The organism is Kiritimatiellia bacterium, assembly GCA_028715905.1.
Taxonomy (GTDB): Bacteria; Verrucomicrobiota; Kiritimatiellia; order JAAZAB01; family JAAZAB01; genus JAQUQV01.
Map to the genome: position 1 here is coordinate 1 of JAQUQV010000073.1, position 9291 is coordinate 9291.

The 9291-nt window shown below is 57.2% G+C and carries 10 protein-coding genes; 5 read left to right on the plus strand and 5 right to left on the minus strand.

Annotated features, from left to right (window positions below):
• Positions 1 to 3: 3 nt before the first annotated feature.
• The 3 genes from mtnA (at position 4) to PHP98_10765 (ending at position 4096) form a co-directional block, all read left to right on the plus strand.
• A complete protein-coding gene (gene mtnA, locus PHP98_10755) occupies positions 4 to 1074 on the plus strand; it encodes an S-methyl-5-thioribose-1-phosphate isomerase (protein ID MDD5484106.1) in 1071 nt (356 codons plus the stop codon).
• 95 nt (positions 1075 to 1169) lie between these two features.
• Positions 1170 to 2885 carry an ATPase, T2SS/T4P/T4SS family gene (locus PHP98_10760; GenBank protein ID MDD5484107.1) on the plus strand — a complete coding sequence of 572 codons (1716 nt, stop codon included), beginning with the start codon at positions 1170 to 1172 and terminating at the stop codon, positions 2883 to 2885.
• On the plus strand, positions 2885 to 4096 hold the full coding sequence (locus PHP98_10765) for a type II secretion system F family protein (protein ID MDD5484108.1): 1212 nt from the start codon (positions 2885 to 2887) through the stop codon (positions 4094 to 4096). The genes PHP98_10760 and PHP98_10765 overlap by 1 nt, the downstream gene beginning before the upstream one ends.
• 17 nt (positions 4097 to 4113) lie before the next feature.
• Here the strand turns inward: PHP98_10765 and rnc are convergent, their stop codons facing one another.
• The 3 genes from rnc to PHP98_10780 are packed head-to-tail and all read right to left on the minus strand — an operon-like array spanning position 4114 to position 6145.
• Entirely contained in the window at positions 4114 to 4848 is a 735-nt protein-coding gene (rnc, locus tag PHP98_10770; protein MDD5484109.1) for a ribonuclease III, read from the minus strand.
• A 2-nt stretch (positions 4849 to 4850) separates the two neighbouring features.
• Complete coding sequence (gene xerD, locus PHP98_10775) at positions 4851 to 5741, minus strand: site-specific tyrosine recombinase XerD (protein MDD5484110.1); 891 nt, start codon at positions 5739 to 5741, stop codon at positions 4851 to 4853.
• 41 nt (positions 5742 to 5782) lie between these two features.
• Positions 5783 to 6145, minus strand: a complete 363-nt coding sequence (locus PHP98_10780) for a heavy metal-associated domain-containing protein (protein ID MDD5484111.1) — start codon at positions 6143 to 6145, stop codon at positions 5783 to 5785.
• A 145-nt stretch (positions 6146 to 6290) separates the two neighbouring features.
• On the opposite strand from PHP98_10780, the gene PHP98_10785 reads away from it, so the two are divergent.
• Together PHP98_10785 and PHP98_10790 are read left to right on the plus strand one after the other, a co-directional pair.
• The gene (locus PHP98_10785) at positions 6291 to 6788 is read left to right on the plus strand and encodes an FHA domain-containing protein (GenBank protein ID MDD5484112.1); all 498 of its coding nucleotides are present in this window, start codon (positions 6291 to 6293) and stop codon (positions 6786 to 6788) included.
• A complete protein-coding gene (locus tag PHP98_10790; protein MDD5484113.1) occupies positions 6785 to 7441 on the plus strand; it encodes a prepilin-type N-terminal cleavage/methylation domain-containing protein in 657 nt (218 codons plus the stop codon). The genes PHP98_10785 and PHP98_10790 overlap by 4 nt, the downstream gene beginning before the upstream one ends.
• 3 nt (positions 7442 to 7444) lie before the next feature.
• On the opposite strand, the gene PHP98_10795 is transcribed toward PHP98_10790, so the two are convergent.
• Positions 7445 to 8377 (minus strand): hypothetical protein, encoded by a 933-nt coding sequence (locus PHP98_10795; protein ID MDD5484114.1) that lies wholly within the window; start codon positions 8375 to 8377, stop codon positions 7445 to 7447.
• Positions 8374 to 9141 carry an MlaD family protein gene (locus PHP98_10800; GenBank protein MDD5484115.1) on the minus strand — a complete coding sequence of 256 codons (768 nt, stop codon included), beginning with the start codon at positions 9139 to 9141 and terminating at the stop codon, positions 8374 to 8376. Before PHP98_10800 ends, PHP98_10795 begins: the two co-directional genes overlap by 4 nt.
• Between the last annotated feature and the right edge of the window lie 150 nt (positions 9142 to 9291).

Below are 9291 nucleotides of genomic sequence, written 5' to 3' on the forward strand. Positions count from 1 at the left end.
GACATGAAAACATTATTGACCATTGCATGGGTGCCGGAACAAAAAAGGGAAATCGTCCCGGGTTTTATCCGCGCCGTTGACCAGACCCTTCTGCCGGGCCGGCTGAGATTTCTTGAAATCCGGCGGGTGGAAGAATTGTGGGCCGCCATAAAAACCCTCCGGATCAGAGGCGCCCCCGCGATCGGCGTCGCGGCGGCCATGGGTGTTGTGCTGGCGGCGCAGAAGGCATCCGCCGCCGGGCGCGCCGGAATGCTGCGCGCGATTGCGCGCGCCGGCGATTACCTGGCTTCCTCGCGGCCGACGGCCGTGAATCTTTTCTGGGCGCTGGAAAGGATGAAAAAAAAGGCCGTTGCCTGCGCGGCTTTGCCGCCGGATGAAATCATCAAAACTCTGGCGCGGGAAGCCGTTATGATTTTTGAGGAGGATGGAAAGGTATGCCGTTCAATAGGCCGGCACGGCCTGGCGCTGATGAGAGGCAAGAAATCCGTTTTGACCCACTGCAACGCGGGCGGCCTGGCGGCGTCGTGCTACGGTACGGCTCTGGCGCCGATTTATCTGGCCGCCGAAAAAGGCCGCGCCTTGCATGTCTTTGTGGATGAGACGCGCCCGCTTCTGCAGGGAGCGCGTTTGACGGCGTGGGAGTTGACGCGCGCCGGCATAAAAGCCACGCTAATCTGCGACAACATGGCCGCCTGGGTCATGCGGGAAAAAAAAGTTGACCTGATCATAGTCGGGGCCGACCGGATCGCGGCCAACGGCGACACCGCCAATAAAATCGGCACCTACGGCCTGGCGGTGCTGGCCAGGGCGCATCATCTGCCTTTCGTGGTTTGCGCGCCGACCTCCACCTTTGATTCAAGCGCGCGCGCCGGCCGGGACATTCCGATTGAAAAGCGCGGTCGGGAGGAAATTGTCACCATGGCCGGCAAAAAAATCGCGCCGGACAAGGCGGGCGTCTATGCTCCGGCCTTTGACGTGACCCCGGCGGAGCTTATCAGCGCCATCGTTTGCGAAAAAGGCGTTTGCTTTCCGCCGTACGCAAAATCATTGCGCCGGGCCGGCCGGGCAAGATAACATTGCCTTTTCGCATGAGGGAAAGTATAATGCTTCACGCTTATAAAAGGTACCGCAAATATCATTGACCAGCGGGCCGGCCAGGGAGGACGGATATGGATCGCGAGTCATTCAGCGTACAAATCGGCGCAATTTTGATGCGCCGCAACCTGATTGACCAGGCCCGGCTCCAGGAGATTCTTGAAGCCGCCAAGGCGGAAAACAAGAGACTGGAAGAATATCTGGTTGAAAAAAAAATAATATCGGACACGGACTTGACACTGGTCATTTCCGAATATCTTGAAATGGTGCCGATCAGCCTGGCGCATTTCACGCCCGACAGTCAATTGCTTGAGTTGATTCCGGCCGATAAGCTGCGGAATATCGCCGCGGTGCCGATAGCCCGTTTCGGAAAAACCATGACCGTCGCCTTCGGCGACCCGTTTAACACGGCCAATATAGATGAAATTCAGACCTTGACGGGCCTGAAAGTTGAGCCGCTGGCCGCTTCCGACCGCGATGTGAAAGAAGTCCTGCAAAAGTTTCTGGAGCAGTTCTCGCCCGATCTTGAGGACATTTTCAAAAACATGGAGGAGAACGACGAGGTGGAGGTCGGCCACGAAAAAAAAGAGGAAGTCAGTCTTGATGAAATGCTGGAAAGCGCCGAGGGGGCGCCGGTAATCCGCATCGTGAATTCAATCCTGGTTGAGGCCCTGCGCCGGCGCGCGAGCGATATTCATATTGAGCCTATGGAAAAGCTTCTGCGCCTGCGCTACCGGGTTGACGGCGACCTGTACGAGGTGCCCAGCCCGCCCAAGAATCTGCAGGCCGCCATTATTTCCCGCATAAAAATCATGTCGGACATGGATATTGCCGAAAGACGCATCCCGCAGGACGGGCGTTTCAAGGTAAAGGCGCTGGGCAAGGAGGTTGACGTGCGCGTAAACCTGCTGCCGCTGGTGCACGGCGAAAAAATCGTGATGCGCATCCTGGACAAGGCCGACCTCGCCCCGAACCTTGCCGCGCTGGGCCTGGACAGGAAAGCTTACGATTCTTTGCTCTATGCCATTTCCCAGCCGCACGGGATCATTCTTGTAACCGGCCCCACCGGCAGCGGCAAGACCACCACGCTTTACTCCTGCCTGCAGGATTTAAATAAAATAGAAGTCAATATCGTTACCACCGAAGACCCGGTTGAATATCAGCTCGCGGGAATTAACCAGGTCCAGATTAACGAGGACGTGGGCTTAACCTTTGCCGATACCTTGCGCGCCATCCTGCGGCAGGACCCCGATATTGTCATGATCGGGGAAATCCGCGACCAGGAAACGGCCGCGATCGCCGTGAAGGCCGCGCTCACCGGCCACCTCGTTTTGAGCACCTTGCACACCAATGACGCGGCCGGCGCCATTACCCGTCTGCGCGATATGGGGATTGAAGCGTTTCTGCTTTCCTCTTCAATCATCATGTCCCAGGCCCAGCGGCTGTATAAAAAGCTGTGCCCGACCTGCAAAAAGCCGGGAAAAATCCCCGAAAAACTTCTCCAGCTTAATAATATTGATCACCTGTTTTTTAAAGACGCCCAGTTTTATCAGCCAACCGGCTGCCCGAAATGCATGAACACCGGCTTCAAAGGACGCAGCTCTTTGATGGAAATTTTAATGGTTGACGACGACATCCGCCAGTTGATCCTCCAGAACGTCAACGCAAAGGTCCTGTCTGACAAGGCCATTGAAAAAGGGATGATGACCCTGCGGATGGCCGGCCTGGAAAAAGTCAGGGAAGGCATAACAAGCCTGGAGGAAATCATAAGCGTTACCGGAGGAGAATAATGGCCGTATTTAAATCCACACTGCAACCGCCCGCAAAACAGGGAGCAACCCGGCCGGCCATGCCGCGCGCCGCCGAACAACGCCCGGCCCAGCTCAAGACTTCTCATGAACCTTCCGCGCGCGAACAGAAAACCGCCGGTGCCGCGGAAAAAGTATTCGGCGCAAACAAAATCAAGGCGAAGGAATTGCCGCCCTTTTCCCGTCAGCTTTCCGCCATGCTGCTGGCCGGAATGCCCCTCATCCAGGCGCTTGACGCCCTGGAGGATCAAACCAGCGACAAGCACTTCCGGACGGTTATTCTCGGGCTTAAAAATTACCTGCAGGCCGGCGCTTCCTTTTCCGAGGCCTTGCAGCATTACCCGGCGGTTTTTGACCAGCTCTACGTCAACATGATCAAGGCGGGGGAATCGGGGGGCCAGCTGGGCGAAACGGCCGGGCGGCTGGCCGGTTTCCTGGAAAATTCCGCGCGGCTGACCCGCAAGGTTAAATCGGCCATGACTTATCCGGTGGTTGTGCTTTTCATCGCCGTGTCAATCGCTATTGCCATGATCCTGTTTATTGTCCCGGTTTTCGCCGGCATGTTCGCTGATTTCGGGGCAAAACTCCCCGGGCCGACCCAATTCATGGTGGACTTGAGCGGCGCGCTCAGAAAATACGGGATTTTCATAGTGGCGCTGATCGCGATCGCCATCATCGTTTTCAAGAAATGGAAACAGACCGCGACCGGCGCTTATCAATTATCCGCGTTTTTTCTCAGGTTTCCGATTATCGGCGAGCTCAACCGGAAAGTGGCCACCAGCCGCTTTGCCAGAACTTTCGCCCAGCTTCTGAAAAGCGGCGTGCCGATTCTGCAGGCCATGGAAATCGTGTCGCGCGCCACCGGCAACAAGGTTTTTGAAACCGTTATCATGGAAGCGCGCAGCACCGTGGAACGCGGAGAACCGCTCTCCGGGGCCTTGATCAAGTACCACTGCTTCCCTAAACTGCTGGTGCATATGCTCTCCGCCGGCGAAAAGACAGGCAAGATTGACGAAATGATGCAGAATATCGCCGGCTTTTATGACGACGAAGTTGAAGTGATGCTTGACGGCATGACTTCCCTGATTGAGCCGCTCCTGATGATTTTCCTCGGCGTTACCATCGGCAGCATCGTGATTTCAATGTTCCTGCCGATCTTTAAAATGGGCGAGATCGTAGGGGCCGGCGGCTGACCGGCCGGTTAAACCGCTTATGGCCGGCTGGACGGGAGCGCCGTCCCCTTTGCCAGCATCCGGTTCAGGGCGTCCTGCGCGGCGGTTTGCTCCGCGTCGCGTTTGCTTACCCCCTGTCCGCTGCCGGCGACCACGCCGTTGACTTCAGCCTCCACAAAAAAAATGCGCGCGTGCGCCGGCCCGCTGACCCTGGCCAGCCGGTAATGGGGGTTCTTTTTCCATCTGCGCTGGATAATTTCCTGTAAATACCCCTTGGGATTATCTTTCAGCGCATCGGCCGATTCAACGCCGTCCAGCAAAAAAAGAAAAATCTTGGCAAAAATGCGGACAACCGCCTTGACACCGCCGTCCAGATAAGCCGCGCCGATCACGGCTTCCAGCGCATCGGCAATATTGGAGGGGCGGCGGTGGCCGCCACTCTGCCGCTCGCCCTTTCCCAGCTGCAGCCAGTCGCCTAGTTGAATGCTCTGGCCGATTTGCGCCAGCGCTTTGCCGCTGCTGAGCCGGCTGCGCAGCATGGTCATTTCTCCTTCCTGAAGGTCGGGAAAGTTGCGGAAGAGGTAATCGCCGGCCACCAGGGCCAGGGCCGCGTCGCCGAGAAATTCAAGGCGCTGGTTGTCCTCGCCTTTGCCCCGGCGCTCAAACCGCAGGGAACGGTGCAGGAGAGCCTTGGCCAGCAGGGATTTTTTCCGGAAGGAATAACCGAGGCTTTTTTCAAGCGCCCGGTATGGATTGCGGAACAGATACTTCATGGTCACCTCACTCTCGGATGGAATTGTTCATGGATGGATTTAAGCCGCGACTGGTCAACGTGGGTATAAATCTGGGTGGTGGCGATATCGGCATGCCCCAGCATTTCCTGGATGACCCGCAACGGGGCGTTATTGGCCAGCAGGTGGCTGGCAAAGGAATGCCGCAGGGTATGCGGGCTTAATTTTTTCTGGATACCCGCCTTGCGCGCGTATTGCCGGATCAGTTTCCAGACCGTTTTGCGGCTGATTTTTCCTCCGCGGCGCGACAAAAAAACATGGCGGTTTTGAGAATCGGCGGTGAAGGAACCGCGCGCATTATCAATATATTTTTGCAGCGCGGCGGCGGCTTTGCTGGAAAAGGGCACTATCCGCTCCTTCTGCCCCTTGCCGGTGCAGCGCAGGTAACCGGCGTCAAAATAAATGTTGTCAAGCGTCAGGCCGCATAATTCCGAGACGCGCAGGCCGGTGGCGTAAAGCGTCTCAAGCATCGCCCGGTCGCGGACCATGCCGGGTTTGTCGCCTTCGGGCGCGTCAAGCAGAAGTTCCACTTCTTTTAAGGAAAGAGTCGCCGGCAGGGCTTTCCATAATTTCGGCGAATCCATGGCTTCGGTAACATTGCCGGTCAGGAGCCCTTCCTGCTGGAGGAAACGAAAAAAAACCTTCACGGACACGAAAAGACGCGAAATGGAATTGACGCCGAGTCCATGGGCCTTCTCAAAGAGCAGAAAATCAAGGATATCATTGCGGGTAACCGCGTTAATGGTTGTTATTTTGCGGCGTTCAAGGAACTGGACAAATTTGATTAAATCGGATTGATACGCCGCGCAGGTGTTGGGGCTCAGGCCGTGTTCAAGCGCGGTATAATCAATAAACTGGTCAACGAGGTAAAGCATACTCCCGCCGTGAAGAACACAAAGTTGATTCCGGCTTTATCTTATCTGCATTCCGGCGGCAGGGCGGCGGCCGCGTTGGTCTGCGCCGGCGTGTCGTTGGCGTCAAAACCGGCCGCGGCAATGGTAAATTCAATGTTTTTAATGGCAATTACCATGGAATTATAGGTAACCCCAAGTTCCCGCTTTTGAAAATCCGGACGGACCGCAACAACGCCCGGCTGGCGGATGAAAGCATCCTGAATGATCTTGGCGCAGGCCTGGTTTTTCAGTCCCGGCACCTTTACGGTAATTTCCCGGATATCCTGCTGGCGGCAGGCACAAAGCAGAATTCCCGCCAGCATCATCAACGCCAGAAGGCCGGCGGTTTTCCCAGACGCGCGGATGGATGTGCCGATTAAACTCATACCGGAAAAAATATAACCTTTAAAACCGGAAGTAAAGCCATTTTTTTGCGCCGGCCGGCGCGTCCGCGAATTGTGCTTGACAGGAAAGAAGTAATTTTTAAACTATTCTTTCATATTTCAAAGGAATATTGCACAAGGCGGATACATGGTTTTTTTAGTCGGCATGTCAGGTTCGGTCAAGGGGCAGAAATACGAACTGAACAAGGACCGGACCACCATCGGACGCGCCTCCAATAACGACATCGTCGTGCAGGACGAGGCGGTTTCCTCCCAGCATTGTTACATCGCGCGGCGCGGCAATACCTTCATTCTCCATGATCTTAATTCCACGAACGGCACCACCCTGAATTTGCAACCGGTGCTGACCGAAGCCATCTTGCAGAACAAGCAGGTTGTTCAGGTCGGCTCCTCCGAGCTGATGTTTGAAGGCGGTCCGGAAGAGGGCGTTACCTCCACAATTCAACCGGTAACCGAAGTGGTGGTGGAAAAAGCTCCGGTGGTTACCGCCCCAAAATCATTTTCCAGCGTCTCGCCTTTCGGAGCGCGCCACAAAAGCCGCAAGGGATTGTGGCTGGCGCTGGCGCTGATATTCGTGATAGTCCTGATCGGCATGGTTTATTTCGGCATTGCCTTGGTAAAGTGAAACCCCCGCGGCATACCACGGCCGGGTTGACGCTGGTTGAATTGCTGGTCGCGGCGGTAATCGCCGGCTTACTGCTGGCCGTGATCCTGGCGGTTTACGGCTCAATCTGGAATACGATTGCGGTCCAAAACCGCTGGCGTGAAACGGCCCTGCCGGCCGCCGAAGCTCTTGACCGTATCGGCCGCGACCTGGCCTGCGCCGTTCTTCCTTTCGGCATCACCAACCAGCCGTTTACCGCGGCGTTTGCCGTTTCTCCCCAAACAAGCTTAAAGCTTGATTTTTACAGCGCTTTCCAGACCGACCCTGACAGTCCTTCAAACGACTGGCGCGGATATTCAATCAGCCGTGTCTCCTACTTCTGGCAAGCCGGCGGCGCAACCGGCGAGTGCATGCTGACGCGCGTCTCCGCTCCTTTCCGGGCTCCTTCGCGCAATCCCCTCGCTTCCGGGCAGGAACAATGGCGGGGAATCACGGAAATGGAAATGGCCTTCTTTGACGGCTCATGCTGGACCAATCAGTGGGAGGGCGGCCGGACAACCAACTCCCTGCCGCAGGCCGCGCGGGTTACGCTTGTTTCCGGCGGGAATAATTCCCGGAAAATCGGGACAGAAATTTCAATCAATGCCGCCCGGCAGATGGTCCCGGAGAAATAATCGCTATTTTAGGGGGGATATTTCGCGGTCCGCTTCCCCCCGCATTTCCTCTTCCAGCCGCGCAATGGCTTTTAACATCTTCCGGTCGTCCGCCGCTCCGGCCAGTTCTTCCGCCCTTTCCAATGATGTCCGCGCGCCGGCGCGGTCTCCGCTTAAAAACATACTGCGCGCCGCGCGGTAGTGGCGGTTGAGCGCTTCACCGCGTTTGTCCGCCGCCGCGCAGGCCCGGCCGGAACACTGGAGCGCCGCGGCCATGTCCGCATATTGCCGGGCCTGCTGATAAAAAGCGGCGGACCGGTCAAAGGCGGCGGCCGCCTCGTTAAACCGTTGTTCAAGCTGCAGGGCGCGCCCGCGCGTCAAGGCGGCCTTGGCCTGGATAACCGCCCCGGAAGATTTCAACGCCCGCGCGTCAACTTGATCCAGCTGCTGTAAAGCCGCCCGGCCCGCGCCGCGGGCGCAGGCCAAATCCGCAAGAAACAACCGCATCTGTGCCCGCATGAGACCGCCCTTTTCCTTTTGATCATTAAGCATCTCCAGACCGGATTGCACCACGGCCGCCGCCTCGTCGGCGCGGCCGAGATGGCGGATAATCTCGGCCCTCAGCAAAACGGCTTCCGGGAAACAGCCATCAGATTCAAACTCCGCTTCATCCAGAAGCGCCAGCGCCTCTTCGTATTTCCGGGCCTGTGCGCGGCAAACCGCCAGATTGTAGGCCAGCCGGGCGATGTCGGCGCTTTGATCGGCCAGCCGGGCGCGGTCCAACGCCTTATGGTAGAAAACATCGGCGTTTTCCATTGCACCGGCGGCATAGGCGCTCCTGGCGGCGGCGGCGTTCCGCTCCATGACGGCGTCGGGCCGGCCGGCAACCCGCGGCGAGCCGCATCCGGCAATCAGGAGAGGGATGAATAATAATGCCAGCAGGTTTGATCGGTTCATTCTGTTTTCTCCCCGGCGCTTTTCTCCCGGGCAGGCAGACTGACCGCCCCGGGAGGAATGATGAGACTGCTATCCGGCGGCTCAACATATTTGCGCAGAAGCCAGTGTTTCTGCAGGGCTTCAATCGTAACCTGGGCGGAGCGCAGAGTGTCCTGCGCCTGGAAGAGGACGGCCGGCACATTTTCGTGCAGGACGATTTCTCCCTCCCGCAGGGTGGTTTTTGCCTGTGCCGCCAGCGGGGCAAGCTCGTCCAGGACAACTTTGGCCTGCTTCAGGATGGGAATGGTGTTGGTATGCAGATCGTCAATCAGCCGCGCGGCCTGTTCAATGATCTGGACGTCCTTCACGCATTCAATCATGCTTTCATCCGGCAGAACGGGATCGCTCATATTGCCCGATGATATGTCCACAAACGCGTCGCCGGTGATAATCAGCGCCTTTTTCACCACGGCCCTGGAATTCGCGCGCACAAAGGGATGAAAAGATTCCTTGATGACCATGGTGGCGGTCAAAACGCCGTTACTGGAGGGCACGATTGAAAAAACCGTTCCGGCGGCCGCCTCACGGATGCGCACTTCCGCGCCTTTTTGAAGCCCGAAAGCCCCTTCTTCCGTGGTAAATTCGGCGTAAAGCCTGAACTTCGGCTCAAAAAAACCCTGGGCCCGGCCGGCCAGAAAAATACCTGCGATCAACAAACCCATCGCGCCCAGCACAAACACACCCGCAATTTCATTGACGAACCTGAATTTGAAAGGCTGATTCATGGCTGTTTTTCCTTTACCAATATCATTTCCGCGCACTGCATGCGATAACGAATTTCATTTGCCCGGCTGGCGGCGCGCCAGACCGCGTCCCGGCCGGTCTGCCAGATTGCCGCCGCGCCGCGTTGCAGCGCTGCCTGCACCGCGGCCATC